Raw genomic sequence first — 16,118 nt, forward strand, 5'->3', positions numbered from 1 at the left:
GCGAGCGAGCTTCACTGTTTTCGTTGAGGCCAGTTCTGCCGGTGGCACTCGAAGCACACCGGGTAGCATGTCGGTATGGCTCAGATCACCATTCGTTACTTTGCAGCCGCCGCAGAGGCCGCCGGTTGCGAAGAGGAGTATTGGGACCTCAACACAACAGACACCCTTGAGAAACTGCGCGTCTCACTCGGCGAGCGCTACGGCGAGCCCATGCGTAAGGTGTTGCGATCCGGCTCCTTCCTGGTTGACGGAGTCGTGCGGCGAGACGGTGCTATTGGCACCGTGGTTGACGTGCTACCCCCGTTTGCGGGCGGATGAGCACAGACAGGCGCCTTCTAGAGGCGCACCAAGAGGCCGTCCGTTCACTTCTCACACCGATGTTTGAGAGTCTCCGGGCAACCAACCCAGAGTGCGTTTCAGTTCACGCCTCCGAGTTGCTCGGCCGCGTCACGGCGAGAGAGATAACAACCGCGATTCCGCTGCCTCCGTTCGATAACTCGCAGATGGACGGGTACGCGGTCAGCTCGACAGACGTTGCTGGTGCGAGCCCCGAACACCCGGTCATTCTCGCGCTCGGCTACACAACGGCAGCCGGCGATATGCCCGGCGCTCACATGCCTCGAACAGCCTCCCCCATTATGACGGGCGCGATCATCCCGCACGGTGCCGATTCAGTGATCCCCGTTGAACAGACGCTTCCACCGAAATTTCCTCGGCTGAGCCGCAGGGGTGACCCGGTTCCAGTCGGCAGCGTAACTGTTGTGTCGGGGGCTCCCAGCGGCCAGTTCGTGCGCCGGTGCGGCGAAGACGCAGCGGTAGGCACTCCAATCTTGACCGCCGGCGTCAGGCTAACACCGGCGCGCATCGGTGCGCTTGCAGCAGCAGGTTGCACCACTGTTCAGGTTCTTCCACGGGTGCGGGTGCTGCTCTGCTCGACCGGAGATGAAATCCCGAGTGGTGCTGAGTCTCGTTCGTCGACCGCAACGGTTCAGCTTGAACTCGGCAAGATCCACGACGCGAATACACCGATGCTCGCCGCCGCCCTGCGCGAAGCGGGTGCCGAGGTGGACACCCTTCGCTGCGGAGATCAGGCGGCAGCGTTGCACGCCGCACTCACGGCCGCTTCGCCCGGCTACGACCTGATTGTCACGTCAGGTGGCATTAGCGCTGGAGCTTTTGAGGTCGTACGAGAAGCGCTTGCACCGCTCGGGGCTGAGTTCATGTCGGTTGCCATGCAGCCCGGCGGACCGCAGGGTCTTGGTGAAATTACACTTGCCGGGAGCACCATTCCCGTGGTCAGTTTTCCTGGCAACCCCGTGAGCGCTTTTATCTCGGCCGAGTGCTTTGTGCTTCCGCTGCTTCGAGAGCATGCCGGGCTGGCGTCCGAGCGCCCTCGTGAGCAGCGACAACTTGCCCACGACACAAAGTCGCCTCTCGACAAACTTCAGGTGCGGCGAGGCCGGATCGAAGCGGACGGCCGGGTCACGCTGAGCGGTCCCGGTTCCCACTTGCTGAGCGAACTAGCCGCCGCCGATGTGCTCGTCCAGTTGCCGCTCGGGCAAGACACCTTTCCTGAAAACACCCCCGTCGAAACCTGGAGGATCAATGATTGACTCGCCCCTTTCCGAGCCTCAACAACTCACTCATCTGCGCGGTGACGGTAGCGCCCACATGGTTGATGTCACAGAGAAGCCGGTGACTAAGCGCACAGCACGCGCTGAGGCCACCCTGGTCACTCGCGCTGATGTTGTAGAGCTGCTGGTCTCGGGCGAACTCCCCAAGGGCGAAGCCCTCGGCACCGCACGGATCGCGGGAATCATGGCGGCCAAGCGCACCTCAGAGCTGATTCCACTCTGTCACCCGCTGCCGCTCACAAAACTCGCCATCGATTTTGAGCCACTGGGTGACCGTGTGCGAGTCATCGCAACCGTCACCACCCGCGGGCTCACCGGAGTCGAGATGGAAGCGCTGACGGCCGCGAGCATTACTGCGCTGACCCTCTACGACATGATTAAGGCGGTCGACAAACACGCTACCGTTACAGACACGCGTGTGATCGCAAAATCGGGTGGCAAAAGCGGCGATTGGTCGGTGGAATGACGCGGCGCGCGGTCGTCATCGTTGCTTCTACCCGCGCCGCCGCTGGCCAGGCAGAGGATCGAACGGGTCCCCTCATTCGCGAGTGGCTCGCGGCCCGCGGATTCGAGGCCGCTGCGCCCCTTGTTGTCGCCGATGGTGCCCCAGTTGGTAACGCAGCGCGCAAGGCTTTGAGTTCCCGGCCAGCGGTCATCATTTCGACCGGGGCACTGGTATCTCGTCGAGCGACCAAACGCCTGAACAACTCACACCCCTACTCGATGTGCAGCTTACCGGCATCATCGAGGAGATCCGCCGCCAGGGCACTTCCGCGGTTCCCACCGCGATCCTCACTCGCGGTGTTGCTGGCTTCTCGGGAGATACCTTCATTGTGACGCTGCCAGGCTCCCCGGGTGGGGTTCGCGACGGCCTTGCGGTGCTTGATGGTGTGCTGGAGCATCTGCTCGGGCAGCGCCTAGGATCAGCGCGCGGAAACCACTAGCGCTCTTTCGTTTCAGGAAACACCTTTTTTCGAAATCGCACGCACGTCGTCTTCAAGATTATTCACTTGCTTCTCCAGGCGCCCGAACCGCCGATCAACCTCGTCAAAGCGTGAATCTACGACATCAAAACGCGCATCCATCACGTCGAAACGGGCGTCAATAAGATCAAACCTAGATTCCATCGCGTCGCATCTTGACCCCACCGATTTGAACTCAGAGGCGACGGCATCAAACTTTGCTGAGATCGTTCGGTTAAATGACTGTGTAACGAAGGTCAGGAGCCCGATCATGGTCGCACCGAACACCCCGATCAAGGTCCACACTTGAGGCTCATTCATTGTGATCATGCCTTTCATTCTGACTGATTTCAGTCAAGAATTCCAGAGCTAAACCACTGATCAAGCCACAAAAACTCAATCTGTGGATAAGCCGCGTGATTCTTCAAAAATGGGGGCTTGTTAGCGAAGTTCAACTCGCAAGAAGGCTGCTACACCCCGAGCATTGCCTCGATCGGCCCGCGGGCAAAAAACACCACAAAACCAACCGCTACAACCCACAGCAGCCAGTGAACCTGCTTCGCTCGACCACTCAGGGCATGCACGAGCACCCAGGCCACAAAACCGGCACCAATACCGTTCGCGATCGAGTAGGTCATTGGCATCACAGTGACCGTCAAGAACACAGGCAGCAGTACTCGGAAGTCCGTGAAGTCGATGTTTTTGATCTGCGCCATCATCAACGCCCCAACAATCACCAACGCTGCGGCTGCAACCTCGGTCGGCACGATCTGTGTGAGCGGCGTGAAGAACATCGCGAGTAAAAACATCGCGCCAGTCATGATGTTAGCGAAGCCCGTTCGCGCACCCTCACCAATGCCAGCACCCGACTCAATAAAGACCGTGTTCGATGACGACGATGTCAGGCCGCCCGCGATCGCACCAACACCCTCAACAACCAGCGCAGATTTCAGGCGAGGGAAGTTACCTTTCTCGTCAGCCAGCCCCGCCTCGCGCGAGAGTCCGGTAAAGGTGCCCATCGCGTCAAAGAAGTTTGTGAACAGTAGCGTAAACACCAGCATAACGACCGTCACGATCCCGACCCGCCCAAGGTCGAAACTGACGGCACCAACCAGGCTGAGGTCCGGAATGCTCAACGGTGCCCCAGTGAGACTCGGAACAGTAAGACCCCAGCCACCCGCGTGTTCCTGACTCGACCCAAGATGCCAGATCGACTCAACGATCACCGAGATCACGGTGCCCGAGACCAGACCAATAAGCAGACCACCCTTCACCTTTGCGGCGACGAGTACGCCCGTGAGAATCAGTGTGACCACAAAAATGAGAGTTGGGATCGTTACGACAGATCCGCCGATGCCGAGCCCGACTGGGGGCGAAGGGTTACCAGTGGCAGTCACGAAGCCAGCATTCACGAAGCCGATAAAGGCAATAAACAGCCCGATACCAACGGTGATCGCCAGTTTGAGTTCAACCGGTACAGCATCGAAGATCATGCGACGCAGACCCGTTGCAGCGAGCACCACGATCAGCACACCGTTGATCACTACAAGAGCCATGGCTTCCGGCCAGGTCACCTGCCCAACAACCGAGAACGCGAGGAAAGCGTTGATCCCGAGACCCGCTGCGAAGCTAAAAGGCAACCGAGAAACCAGACCAAACAGAATCGTCATCACGCCTGCGGTGAGAGCTGTAACCGCGCTCACGGCAGCGAAAGAGAGCTGGTTCCCCTCAACGTCGGAAGTGGTTGTGAGAATGATCGGATTGAGGATCACAATGTAGGCCATCGTCACGAAGGTCACCAGACCACCACGAATCTCGGTTCCGAAGCTCGACCCCCGCTCGGTGATCTGGAAGTAGCGGTCAACCGCTCCCCTCGCTACAGACTCCTGCTGATTCGCCTCTGCCACAGGCTTCTCCGATCCTCGATCCTGGGTGTTTCCTGAACAGGAAAACCCTAACATCCTGGGGAGCGGCGCATTGACGCGGCGGCGAACCCCAACACAAAAGGCCCCGGACAGAGTCCGGGGCCTTTTGTGTTGGGGTGTTAGCTCACACCCTGCAGATCAATAACAAAAATCAGGGTCTTACCCGAGAGCGGGTGCCCACCTGCAGTGCCATACGCCTGTGCAGGAGGCACAACAAGCTTGCGTCGACCGCCAACCTTCATTCCAGGAATGCCGGTCTGCCAGCCTTGAATCAGCGAGCGCAACGGGAAGTTGATCGATTCACCACGGCTCCAAGAAGAATCAAACTCTTCGCCGGAATCGAACTCGACTCCGAGGTAGTGCACATCAACGGTTGAACTCGCGAGCGCTTCCTCACCCGTTCCCTCGATGAGATCGATGATCTCAAGCTCAGTTGGTGCGGGGCCCTCAGGGGCGTCGATCTCTGGCTTAGTCTTCGCGCTTTCAGTCATAACTTCAATTCTCTCGGGTTCTGGGCCAGTTTCACCTCAGAGTTCGCTCAGAGGAAAGTCCTTCTTTTCCACCAACAACCTGTTTAGGCATCGCGACCCCGTTTCCACCCCAAGAATCTTCTTAGCAAAGCTACGGAAGAACAGGTACAACTTTAGAGAACACCACTAAGCGCTCGACTGTTCCGATACCCTGGGGAAGTGAGATTTGCGCACTTAATCAGCTCCCAGGTAATTCCCCCGAACTTGTTGTGGTTCGGGGGATCGATTCATCCCTGTCAGCAGCCTCGGTGTGATCGCAAGCTCGCTGCAGCAATTTATTGAGGCGGGTTCGGAGGCGCAGGATCGTGTGCGCACCGCCCTCGCGGAGCTTCCTAAAGACGCAGGGAAACCTCTCGACGGCACCAGCTTTGGCCCAGCTATTATCAATCCCCCATCGTGCTGGCAGTCGGCCTCAACTACGACGAACACGCGAGTGAGCTCAACCTCGATAACGACTCGGGGCCCGTACTGTTCTCTCTGTTTCCCAACTCTCTCAACGCACACAACGCCGAGGTACCGATCCCAACCCACCTCAGCGAAGAAGTGGACTACGAGGGCGAACTCGGCGTCGTCATCGGTAAGGCTGCAAAGAATGTCTCAGCCGAGGACGCTCTCGATTATGTGTTCGGATACACCGTGATCAACGACATCACGGCGCGCAACATCCAGTTCCAAGAGCCGCAGTGGTCACGCTGCAAATCGTTCGATGGCTTCACACCGGTCGGACCGGTGGTCGTGACCGCGGATCAGGTCCCAGATCCTCAGGACCTGCACCTCACGACAGATGTGGATGGGCTTCGCGTACAGGATTCCTCGACCGGGTTTATGATCCGCACCGTGGCTCAACTCATCGCCTCGATCTCGCAGTCACTCACACTGCTTCCCGGCACCGTTATCTCTACGGGTTCTCCGGGGGCGCTGGACGCTCACGTAAGCCCCCACTGTATCTTCGCCCTGGCACCGAGGTCACAGTCACGATCGAGAACATCGGCACGCTCACCTCGCACTGCGTACAGGCTTAGAAGACCATTTTCCCAAGGGAAGCTGCACTGACAATGTAGTAGCCTTCTTCTGCTTGGGGTGTTGTAGAGAGGTCCTGGCATTTCTCAAGCTCAAAAGTGGGAGTTTTTGTGGCGTACGTTGCGCGTTCTGAAGAACTGGCGGCTTGCAAGACCGCCGTTTTGCAAGGCCTCTCTATAGATATCGTGGGGCGCCTGGGCAGCGGGCGCTCCGAACTCATTAAGGCGCTCACCGCAGAACTACTTGATGCAGGTCGCAAGGTTGTCACAATCGCCGGCTATTCTGCGGCCACCAAGAAGCCGTTTAGAGCACTTGAGCTTGCTGGTTTTGGAACGGACAGCCAATCCCCAATAGCAGCGCTCCTCAAAGCGGTGGCTGATCACCCCAGCATCATCACGGTTGACGATGCCAACCTACTTGATGAAGACTCGTGGGCTGCCCTCGCGGCTGTGCACACGGAACTTGGAACCCCGTTTGTTATCTCGCGTGTGCAAGAGATGCCCTCGGAAGGTCACTCGGATCGCTCGGTCAGGTCGCTCGCATCGTCAACCATGATGCTTAGGCTGGAGCCGCTCACTTTCGAAGCGACCACAGAGCTGCTGCTTGAGCGGCTCGGTGGCCCCGCCGAGCTTGATGTCCTGTCGCGGGTGTACCGAAAGTCGGGTGGGCTTCCCGGCCTCGTAACCGCCATAGCCGACACCGCACTTCTCTCCGGTCGCCTGTCTCAAAAGGATCAAGTCTGGTCAATGACGGGTGAGTTTTGGGACGGCAATCTGACAGGCTCAGTCAAACATTTGCTTTCCGGCCTGACCCGCAGTCAAATGGATCTCATCGAGGCAATCGGACTTTTTGGCTCGCTGAGCTTGGACGTCGCTCTTGACATTGTCGGAGAAGAAGAGCTTGAATCACTTGAGGCATCAGAGGTCATAGCGATTGCTTCAACCGACGCGCGCACAAAACTTGCGCTTGATCCACCACTCATCGGCGAATGGGTGAGGCACGAACCTTCGTCATTACGACGCAGGCGAGTCACAGAGGCCCTCAAAGAGAAACTTCCCGCGTCAAAGCAGCTCACCCCTGCCGCCACACCGAGAGTCGACAGTGCATTGTCAACCGCAAACTCGGCTCTGGGCGTCACAGTGGCACATGAGCGCGCTAACCGACTAAGCATCGCTCGTGACGCATGGAAAGCCGACGGTGACTTCACAAATGGCCTTCGCCTCTTGCAGGAGCTTCACGCTTCGCCGTCGAGCCCCGAGGAAATCGAAGACGTCTACACAGCGTTAAGCGAGGAAGAGGGCGTCCCAGCAGACAGGGCCGAGTACCGTCAGCTGCGCATGCACTGGCTTGCCTACCGTTTGAACCGCCCCGAAGACGCCATCAAACTTGCGATAGATCTTCCGCCAGAGCTTCTCCCCTATTCCGAGTACTTGTGTGCTGTCGCACTGCGGGTTCAAATTGATGCCTTCGGCGTACCTGAAGATGTCGATGATCAACTCGCACAGATGCGACGCCCAGATCAGTTCGAATCGGGCTGGGTGGATATCTCAGAGGCATTCGTCCGTATTGTGCAGGGCAAGCCGCTCTCGGCGCTCGACGTTCTCAACAGAGTCACACCGCCGCCGCAGAGCGAGCTCGCCTCAATGCACGAGCTCATGTACCTTTGGGCACGAATGGGCAACGGAGACGTCACCTGGGGGTTCGAAGCCTCAATGAAGTTGCTCAACGCTGCGCTTGAGCGTTTCGATCTCACACTCACTCGCGCGTATGCGCTCCCCGCAGCGACGTGCCTTCACGCCGTCGGGCATTACGGAGCCGGTGAATCTCTGCTCGGAGCTGTGCTCACACTCGGACCACCGGCCGTTGGACAAGAACGCACACACGTCGCCTTACTGAGCTATGCAGCCGTCTTTAGCTGCCTCGGCGGACATCTCACCCTGGCAGACTCTCTCACTCGAGAAGCTGAACGACCAGCGGTTCCACCAAGCCCGTTTCCCTCGGCAACCGCGGGGCAGGCCCGTGCGTCGCTACAGAATCTCGCGGGTGACAGATCTGGTGCGGTACGCTCGCTCGTTGAGTCGTTCAAACAGCTGAATGACCGCGGATACTTACTCTCCGCGGTCGACGGTGGCCTCATCAGCGGCGCAATGATGGGAATTGGCGACTTGCTCCCCACTATCTACCCGTTGATTGACACCATGGAGGGAGAGTGGCGGTCGCGCTACCTCGACTACATCATGGCCGTCGCGAAGTCCGATGTGGTGGCGTTGGAATCCAGCACGGCGCACCTCGTTGACGCTGGTCGGTTAGCAGCTGCGCAGTTCGGTGCGACAGAACTGCGCCGATTGTACGTGGCAAGCCAAGACAAACCCGGCATCGAGCGCGCCGACAAACTCATCGAGCGTGTGGTGCGACTTCGAGACGACATCGACGTCTCTGCTGCAGCCTGGCTCTACGGTAAGCATTTTCGGATCATGGCCGACCTCAGCAGCCGAGAACAAGAGATAGCCCGTCTCGCTGCGAAGGGGCTCAGCAATCAGGCAATCGCGGATCACCTCATCTTGAGTCTCCGGACCGTCGAGACTCACCTCTCAGCTGCCTATCGCAAACTTGGCATTCGAAACCGCGCTGATCTTCTTGAGCTGAACTGGGATTGGGACGCATAATAGGTTGCCCATACGGAGACTGGCCCTGAACGCTTTCGTGTTCAAGGCCAGTCGGATTTCGCCATGGGTTAGCCACGACTCGTTGCAGTTCTGCAGCGGTGCGAGCGTTAGGGCGGTGGGGATCCAGGATTCCCACCGCCCTACTTTGCGTTCCGCAAGACTAATTCTTAACCGAATCAACCTTTGCTGGCGCTGGTTCAGTCTTCTCCGGGTTGCCCGGCACGATGTCAATCGCACCGGTCTCGGGAGCGAGACCCGCGAGTTTCAGGGGCTGCAGCAAGTCAGAGAGCTCTTCTTCGCCGAGCAGTCCACGAGACACAACAAGATCTGAGATCTTGGCGTTTGTCGCGAGTGCCTCCTTGGCAAGTTTCGCTGCCTCAGAGTAACCGATAACGGGCGCGAGCGCCGTGATGACGGTCACGGAACGCGACACCATGTCTTCGAGACGATCCTCGTTCGCTGTGATGCCATCGACGCAGTTGACGCGCAGGGTCTGGCAGGCGCGCTCTAGCCAAGTAATCGACTGGAAAATCGAGTGGGCAATAATGGGCTCAAACGCGTTGAGCTGCAGCTGACCAGCTTCGACGGCCATCGACACGGTGACGTCTGATCCCGCAACCGCGTACGCAACCTGAGATACGGCCTCCGGGATCACCGGGTTGACCTTGCCAGGCATAATCGAGGATCCGGCTTGGCGCGCAGGCAGGTTGATCTCGCCGAGGCCAGCCTGCGGTCCCGACGACAGAAGACGCAGGTCGTTCGAGATCTTGGAAAGCTTCAGCGCACTGCGCTTCAGGGCACCCGAGAATGTAATGAACACACCGGTGTCGCTCGTGGACTCCACGAGATCACCCGCGGTGACTAGCTCAAGATCCGTGATGTCGCGCAGGTGCTTGATCACAGCTTCTTTGTAGCCCTTGGGAGCGTTGATGCCGGTGCCGATAGCGGTGGCTCCCATGTTGACCTCGCGCAGCAGGGTCACTGCCTCTTGCAAACGCTCGATGTCCTCACGCAGTGTCACTGCAAACGCATTGAACTCCTGCCCGAGCGTCATCGGCACGGCATCCTGCAACTGCGTGCGCCCCACCTTGACTATGTGTGAGAACTCGCGCCCCTTGGCAGCAAAGGATTCAGAAAGCAGCTTCAGCTCTTCGAGTAGGCTGTCGAGCGAAAATGCGAGCGCAATCTTGATTGCGGTTGGGTAAGTGTCGTTGGTCGACTGACTGTGGTTCGTGTGATCGTTCGGGTTGATGAACGCGTAGTCACCCTTCGGGTGGCCCGCAAGCTCAAGCGCGCGGTTGGTGATGACCTCGTTGGCGTTCATGTTCGTTGAGGTGCCAGCACCACCCTGCACTACCCCAACAACAAACTGATCGTGCAGCATGCCAGTTTTGATCTCTTCGCACGCGCGGTCGATGAGAACCGCGCGCTGCTCGTCGAGCGCTCCGATCTCAAGATTGGCACGCGCCGCAGCTTGCTTTACACACGCAAACGCGCGGATGAAGTCGGGGTACACCGAGATTGGACGACGAGCAATCGGGAAGTTCTCGTGTGCTCGAGCCGTATGGACACCCCAGTATGCAGTTGCTGGGATCTCCAGGCTGCCAATCGAGTCCGTCTCCGTGCGAGTCTGAGCCGCCAGGTAGTCAGTCACCAGTTATCTTTGCTCCATAGTCAAAGGGTGCGGATGATGCCGCATGAACGTCCACAAGCCTATCCTCGAACGCTGTTCTCGGCCAATGCATCACGGGTTGCGATCAGCTTCGCGCGCGGGATCGTCACCTTCGTCCTCACTTGCGATGCCATCAATCAGGATCACGCCGGTCGTCGCATCGGCAACAGCCCCGTCTTGCGGAGCCGACTCCCCTGGCACCAGCAGTTCTTCGTCCCTTCGCAGCACAGAGATCGGCGCGGTGAGCGTTTCGGTCTGCTGAGCATGGTCATCGTCAACGCCGGGCCTCCCGACGTGCGTCACAGTGAACCGCAGGCCCTCATCACGATGGAAGCGCAATTGCCGCTCGACCAGCAGCCAGGTCATACCGATTCCAAACGCGAGGAAGGCGGCTACGGCGCTGATCACAAGCGTGGATCGTGCGCCCAGTGTATCTGCAGCGGCCCCTACAAGTGGCGCACCGATGGGAGTGCCACCCATCAGTACGGCAACGTACAGTGCCAGCACCCTCCCACGAACGGTCGGGTCGGTTGTGGTCTGTACAAAGCCGTTTGCGGTCGTGAGCAGCGTTGAAATGGCGAACCCAAGAAAGATGAGCGTGAGCGCAAAAGTCCAGAACGTGGGCATCACAGCGGCGAACACGCTGACGGCACCGATCCCACCCGCCGCAATAATCACAACGCGCATGCGAGCCGCGGGGCGTTTTGCCACCAGCAGTGCACCCGTAAGCGATCCGATGGCAAGAATCGAAGAGAGCAATCCGTAGTCGCCCGCGCCCCGCCCAAACTCAACGGCCATCGTTGAAGACATCACTGGGAAGTTCATGCTGAACGTACCAAGCAGAAACACCATCACAAACACAACGATCATGTCGTGTCGTGAACGTACGTATCGCAATCCAGCAGAAAGCTGCCGCAGCTGGGATTCACGCTGGTTTGCCTTGGGCGCTGACTTGGCCACCGTACGAATGAGCAGCAGCGCACCGAGCACACCGAGAAACGAGACCGCGTTGATCATAAATACCCAACCGGATCCAACGACAGCAATCAGCACACCCGCGACAGCGGGACCAACCAACCTGGCGGAGTTGAAGGATGCGGAGTTCAACGCAACCGCGTTGGAGAGGTTCGCGGGGCCCACGAGGTCAGATACAAACGCCTGTCGCGCGGTGGTGTCAAAGGCATTCACGATCCCAAGCCCCAGCGCAAACGCGTACAGGTGCCACAGCTCTGCCTGTCCGGTAACGAGCAGCACGCCGAGCCCCGCCGCAAACAGCATCAGCAGCGACTGAGTCACAAGCAACACGTGACGACGCTCGAAACGGTCCGCCACGGCCCCGCTAAAGGGCACAAGCAGCAGCTGCGGACCAAACTGCAGTGCCATCGTCACACCGACCGCCGAGGCGTTATGGGTGGTGAGCTCGGTCAACACGACCCCGTTTTGAGTGGTGGCCTGCATCCACGCGCCAATGTTCGACACGAGCGCCCCGAAGAACCAGATGCGGTAGTTGCGTACGGCGAGCGAGCGGAACATGTTTGACACTGGCGGGGCGACCTCCTCGGCTACCCCTCAACCTTACGCCGTGTCGTTAGAACTTACCGCCCATGTCGAGCAGGCGGCGGATCCGATCTGGAATCGGCGGGTGTGTCGCGAAGAGCTTCTGCATCACACCCGGCTTGAGCGGATCCGCAATCCACAGGTGGGCCATGCTCGAGCTCTGTTTTTGCATCGGCCGCCCGTACTCGGAGAGCTTGTGCAGTGCGCTCGCGAGCGCTTCTGGGTGCCGCGTGGTCAATGCTCCGGTGGCATCGGCGAGATACTCACGCTGCCGCGAAACAGCAAGTTGCACAATCGTCGCGATGATGGGTGCAACGATCATCGCTACAAGGCCGAAAATCAACACGACCGGGTTACCGTTGTTATTTCGCCCAAAGAACGCAACACGCACCATCACATCGGCGATCATGCCGATCGCAACAACGAGCCCATAGACAATCATCGAGACTCGGATGTCGTAGTTGCGCACGTGACCGAGTTCGTGGGCCATAACACCCTCAAGCTCGGAGTCCGTCATGATGTCGAGCAGCCCCGTTGTCGCAGCGACCATCGCGTGTTCAGGATCACGCCCCGTCGCAAACGCGTTTGGTGCCGGGTCGTTCACAATGTAGACCTCGGGCATCGGCGAACCTGTTGTGATCGCGAGGTTCTCGACAATACGGTATAGCCGCGGATTATCGGCCTCGGTGATGCGCTGGGCCCCGCTCATCGAGATCGCTTGCCGCCCGGCGGCAAAGTACTGAATCGCAGCGTACACAACCGAGATCACCACAACGGTGATTACGATGCCGGGCGATCGATAGATGTACGCGGCCAACCACCCGAGTCCACCGACAATCACGATGAACAGCAGGATGATAAAGAAACTATTGACCTTGTTGCGACGTATTGCGCTGTACACGGCCTACCCCGCTAGAACTGAATGCGCGGCGGCTCTGAGATCGCGGCAACGTCTTCAACCTCGAAGAACTCGCGCTCCCTGAAGCCCATGCCGCGCACGAAGATGGTGTTCGGAAAGACCTGGATCTTCGTGTTGAACTCACGCACCCCACCGTTGTAGAAACGACGCGACGCCTGAATCTTGTTTTCGGTGTCAACAAGTTCACTCTGCAACTGGAGGAAGTTGGTGCTGGCCTGCAGCTGAGGGTATGCCTCTGCTACTGCAAAGATGCTCTTCAGAGCCTGCTGCATGTGGTTCTCGGCTACTGATGCCTCAGCGGGCCCCTGAGCCGAAACGGTCTCGGCACGAGCCTGCGTGACAGCCTCGAAGACACCCTTCTCGTGCTCAGCATAACCCTTCACAGTTTGGACGAGACTCGGGATCAGATCAGCTCGACGCTTGAGCTGCACCGTAATGTCGCTCCACGCCTCGTCCACACGCACTCGAAGCGTGACAAGCGAGTTGTAGGTGATCCACACGTATGCGATCAGCAGGACAAGTACGCCAGCCACGATGAGCGTAGCAATTAATCCACCAGTCATGGTTTAATCCTAACGGAGTCTTCCCCTGAACTCGCTGGGGATCGGCCGCTCATTCACCTAACACTCGGGTCAAATATGGGTTAGCAAATACCCGGTCAGGATCAAGCTGATCCCGAACCGCCAAGAAGCGCTCGAAGCCGGGGTAGAGTTCTCGCAGTGAGCGAGCATTTTGGGTGTGCATCTTGCCCCAGTGCGGTCGGCCCTCGTGGTCAGCCAAAATAGCTTCGGCTTCCCGAAAATAGCTGCGATCACGCTCACGCCAGTAGAGGTGCACCGCGATGTAGCCGGTCTCGCGCCCATTTGCGGTCGACATCAACAGCTCGTCTGCTGCAGCCGAGCGCACCTCGATCGGAAATGAAACCCGATACCTGCGCTTGCCGATCATGCGACGCATTTCTCGCACAGCGTCAGGCACGGCTTCCAACGGCACTCCGTACTCCATCTCACGAAAGTGCACGCGCCGCTGCGTCACAAACACTCTGTGAGATTCGTCGCTGTAGCTGCGCTTACTCGACACCGAGCTCACAAGTCGATTGAGGCGTGGCACGGCTCGCGGAAACGCAGATCCGATCGCAGTAACAGCACCAAACGCGGCGTTGTTGGCGAGTTCCTCGTCGGCGAAACGCTGGAACCGTCCGAGCGGTTCAGCTTGGGCTTCCGGGGCAAGCCGCGTGTTGTTTTTGGTGCGCGCACCGCGGGTGTGCGGAAACCAGTAGAACTCGTAGTGGTCGGTCGTGCGCGATCGCTCCACGAACGTATCGAGCACCTCTTCAAGCGGCATCGGCATCTCTTCAGCGTGCAGCAAATACTTTGGCACGCACTGCAGCGTCACGGTAGCGAGCACCCCAAGTGCTCCGATCCCGAGCGCCACGGCTGGCAGCAACTCAGCGTTCTCGTCTTCGCTCACAGTGAGGATCTCGCCGGTTCCTGTGACGAGCGTCGCCGCAACGATAGCGGTTGCGAGCCCACCCAATTTCAGTCCTGTGCCGTGCGTTCCGGTCTGGGTGGATCCAGTGATGGTCTGGCGGTCAATGTCGCCCATGTTGTGCAGGGCAAGACCGAGTGGTGTCAGGATCGCCGGGAGCTCCCAGAGGTGCGTGCCTCCCCAGAGGGTGACCCGCGCACGATCCCGATCAGCAGAAACCAGCCCGCGCAGCCTACTCATGTCGAGCCGCACGCCGTCGGTCGCCCCAACTCCGGTGAAGCTATGGGACGCCCCAATCGCCTTCACCGCATGGCCAGTCTCCGCAGCCCGGTTGACTGCGAGCACAATCTGTTCGATGCTCCTTGGGGCAACCGCGAGCACTGGTTGGGATGACTCTGTTCTCGCCCAGTTCTGCCAGCGTATGGTCATAAGAAACAATGCCCCTCTCCCCGATAGCTCGGCATTGCGGGAAGCACAGAGCCATCCGCGGTCAACGGTACGATCTCGGTTGTGTGCTCAAGAGGTTCCCCAGACTTGGTGTGACGCAACCAGACTCGGTCCCCCGGTTCAAGCTGCCGCGCAGCCTCGCCCTGCAGCGGGGTTTGCACTTCGCCAGCTCCCTCACGAGGCTCGTATTTCAGGCCTTCCGGCCACACCGGCAAGGGCAGTCGATCGGGCGCCGCCGGCCCAGAAGCGATCCACCCACCACCGAGCAGCGTGGCGCGATCCCGCGTGGGTTTGCGCACCACATCGAGCGCAAACGCCATCGCCGGCGCGGGCGTAAACGTTGAGTAGTGGTCAAAAAGGTGCGGCCCAAAGAGACCGCTCCCAGCGGCGACTTCAGTCACGACGGACTCCGCGGCAGTGCGCTCGACTGATCCTGTGCCACCACCGTTCACAAACTCAAGCTCTGCAACCTCGCGCACTGCCGCGATGGCGGCCGCCCTACGCTCTGCAAGTTCTGCTCCGCTCGCCTTCTGGATTGTACGCAGCAGCGCTGCCTCGGCGGGCTTTCCTGCGGGCCGATCGCCCACTCCCGCGATCTGTGCTTCGTAGGCCATCACACCAACGAGTGTGAATCCCGCTCGCTGCTCGACCCGGGCAGCGAGGGCCTGCAGCTCGTGCGGTTGTCGAAGCGGCGAGCGTCTCACGCCAATGTGCCCGAACACCAGGTTGCGCCAGGAGGCATCGAGGTCGAGGCAGACCCGAATTGCGTCTCGTTGTGCAGGTGGGATCGCAGCATCGATGAGGTCGAGCTGATCCTCGCTGTCGATCATCACGGTGACCCGTTGGCATGCCAGGGCGCTCTCCCCCAACCGCTGGATAGCGGCTCGATCCGCCGTCGGGTACCCGACCACAACATCGTCGATACTCTCGGCAAGCCACAGTGCCTCGGCAAGGGTGTAGGCAAGCACCCCACGAAATCCAGGTAACGCGAGCACCGCGTCGAGCACACCTCTCACGCGAACTGACTTGCTGGCAACGCGAATCGGGATCCCACCAGCGCGGCGCAGCAGGTCGTGTGCGTTGTGGTGCAGCGCCTCGACACTCAACGCGACGACGGGCGCGGATCGGGACTGCGTGGCCGCAGTAAATGCACCCCAGTAGCTCTCCGGGTTGAGCCAGGGCTGCTGTGCAGCCCGCGTTCGAAGGTCTACCGCTGTGAGGTCGAGCACCGCTTCGGGGTCATAGTCGAAGTGTAGAGCGCAGCCGCCCACTATCGCTAGGGTTTCGTCGCCAGGGTG

Annotated in this window: 14 protein-coding genes and 1 pseudogene; 6 read left to right on the forward strand and 9 right to left on the reverse strand. The window is 59.4% G+C overall.

Annotated elements, in window-relative coordinates:
- Positions 1-75: 75 nt before the first annotated feature.
- The 4 genes and pseudogenes from G7066_RS10230 (at position 76) to G7066_RS10245 (ending at position 2,578) form a co-directional block, all read left to right on the forward strand.
- Positions 76-318, forward strand: a complete 243-nt coding sequence (locus G7066_RS10230) for a MoaD/ThiS family protein (protein WP_166330888.1) — start codon at positions 76-78, stop codon at positions 316-318.
- Positions 315-1,613, forward strand: a complete 1,299-nt coding sequence (locus G7066_RS10235) for a molybdopterin molybdotransferase MoeA (protein WP_166330890.1) — start codon at positions 315-317, stop codon at positions 1,611-1,613. Before G7066_RS10230 ends, G7066_RS10235 begins: the two co-directional genes overlap by 4 nt.
- A complete protein-coding gene (gene moaC, locus G7066_RS10240; protein ID WP_166330892.1) occupies positions 1,606-2,100 on the forward strand; it encodes a cyclic pyranopterin monophosphate synthase MoaC in 495 nt (164 codons plus the stop codon). Before G7066_RS10235 ends, moaC begins: the two co-directional genes overlap by 8 nt.
- A pseudogene (locus tag G7066_RS10245) lies at positions 2,097-2,578 on the forward strand (MogA/MoaB family molybdenum cofactor biosynthesis protein). The gene moaC and the pseudogene G7066_RS10245 overlap by 4 nt, the downstream one beginning before the upstream one ends.
- Before the next feature lie 12 nt (positions 2,579-2,590).
- Here the strand turns inward: G7066_RS10245 and G7066_RS10250 are convergent.
- The 3 genes from G7066_RS10250 to G7066_RS10260 all read right to left on the reverse strand — a co-directional run bounded on the left by G7066_RS10250 (position 2,591) and on the right by G7066_RS10260 (position 5,012).
- Positions 2,591-2,935: a hypothetical protein gene (locus G7066_RS10250; RefSeq protein WP_166330894.1), complete on the reverse strand. Its 345-nt coding sequence runs from the start codon at positions 2,933-2,935 to the stop codon at positions 2,591-2,593.
- 131 nt (positions 2,936-3,066) lie between these two features.
- Positions 3,067-4,503: an NCS2 family permease gene (locus tag G7066_RS10255; RefSeq protein WP_166330896.1), complete on the reverse strand. Its 1,437-nt coding sequence runs from the start codon at positions 4,501-4,503 to the stop codon at positions 3,067-3,069.
- Positions 4,504-4,640: 137 nt separating this feature from the next.
- On the reverse strand, positions 4,641-5,012 hold the full coding sequence (locus G7066_RS10260; RefSeq protein ID WP_166330898.1) for an FKBP-type peptidyl-prolyl cis-trans isomerase: 372 nt from the start codon (positions 5,010-5,012) through the stop codon (positions 4,641-4,643).
- Positions 5,013-5,447: 435 nt separating this feature from the next.
- On the opposite strand from G7066_RS10260, the gene G7066_RS10265 reads away from it, so the two are divergent.
- On the forward strand, positions 5,448-6,104 hold the full coding sequence (locus G7066_RS10265) for a fumarylacetoacetate hydrolase family protein (protein ID WP_425280726.1): 657 nt from the start codon (positions 5,448-5,450) through the stop codon (positions 6,102-6,104).
- A gap of 77 nt (positions 6,105-6,181) precedes the next feature.
- Positions 6,182-8,737, forward strand: coding sequence for a helix-turn-helix transcriptional regulator (locus G7066_RS10270; RefSeq protein WP_166330900.1), 2,556 nt, complete (start codon positions 6,182-6,184; stop codon positions 8,735-8,737).
- Between the two features lie 160 nt (positions 8,738-8,897).
- Here G7066_RS10270 and G7066_RS10275 read toward each other — a convergent pair whose 3' ends face one another.
- From G7066_RS10275 to G7066_RS10300, 6 genes are all read right to left on the reverse strand, one after another.
- Positions 8,898-10,391, reverse strand: a complete 1,494-nt coding sequence (locus tag G7066_RS10275; protein ID WP_205881423.1) for an aspartate ammonia-lyase — start codon at positions 10,389-10,391, stop codon at positions 8,898-8,900.
- A 90-nt stretch (positions 10,392-10,481) separates the two neighbouring features.
- Positions 10,482-11,942, reverse strand: coding sequence for an MFS transporter (locus G7066_RS10280; RefSeq protein ID WP_166332023.1), 1,461 nt, complete (start codon positions 11,940-11,942; stop codon positions 10,482-10,484).
- A gap of 55 nt (positions 11,943-11,997) precedes the next feature.
- Positions 11,998-12,867, reverse strand: coding sequence for a M48 family metallopeptidase (locus G7066_RS10285; RefSeq protein ID WP_166330902.1), 870 nt, complete (start codon positions 12,865-12,867; stop codon positions 11,998-12,000).
- Positions 12,868-12,878: 11 nt separating this feature from the next.
- A complete protein-coding gene (locus G7066_RS10290; RefSeq protein WP_166330904.1) occupies positions 12,879-13,448 on the reverse strand; it encodes a LemA family protein in 570 nt (189 codons plus the stop codon).
- 49 nt (positions 13,449-13,497) lie between these two features.
- A complete protein-coding gene (locus G7066_RS10295) occupies positions 13,498-14,802 on the reverse strand; it encodes a D-arabinono-1,4-lactone oxidase (protein ID WP_166330906.1) in 1,305 nt (434 codons plus the stop codon).
- Entirely contained in the window at positions 14,799-16,049 is a 1,251-nt protein-coding gene (locus G7066_RS10300; RefSeq protein ID WP_166332024.1) for an alanine racemase, read from the reverse strand. The genes G7066_RS10295 and G7066_RS10300 overlap by 4 nt, the downstream gene beginning before the upstream one ends.
- Positions 16,050-16,118 lie beyond the last annotated feature (69 nt).

It is taken from the genome of Leucobacter coleopterorum (genome assembly GCF_011382985.1).
Taxonomy (GTDB): domain Bacteria; phylum Actinomycetota; class Actinomycetes; order Actinomycetales; family Microbacteriaceae; genus Leucobacter; species Leucobacter coleopterorum.

Bases quoted from the DNA above. Each gene is read 5' to 3' on its own strand.
- G7066_RS10290 (WP_166330904.1), bottom strand. From the start codon at position 13,448: ATGACTGGTGGATTAATTGCTACGCTCATCGTGGCTGGCGTACTTGTC.
- G7066_RS10260 (WP_166330898.1), bottom strand. From the start codon at position 5,012: ATGACTGAAAGCGCGAAGACTAAGCCAGAGATCGACGCCCCTGAGGGC.
- moaC (WP_166330892.1), top strand. From the start codon at position 1,606: ATGATTGACTCGCCCCTTTCCGAGCCTCAACAACTCACTCATCTGCGC.
- G7066_RS10250 (WP_166330894.1), bottom strand. From the start codon at position 2,935: ATGAAAGGCATGATCACAATGAATGAGCCTCAAGTGTGGACCTTGATC.
- G7066_RS10280 (WP_166332023.1), bottom strand. From the start codon at position 11,942: ATGTTCCGCTCGCTCGCCGTACGCAACTACCGCATCTGGTTCTTCGGG.
- G7066_RS10295 (WP_166330906.1), bottom strand. From the start codon at position 14,802: ATGACCATACGCTGGCAGAACTGGGCGAGAACAGAGTCATCCCAACCA.
- G7066_RS10230 (WP_166330888.1), top strand. From the start codon at position 76: ATGGCTCAGATCACCATTCGTTACTTTGCAGCCGCCGCAGAGGCCGCC.
- G7066_RS10235 (WP_166330890.1), top strand. From the start codon at position 315: ATGAGCACAGACAGGCGCCTTCTAGAGGCGCACCAAGAGGCCGTCCGT.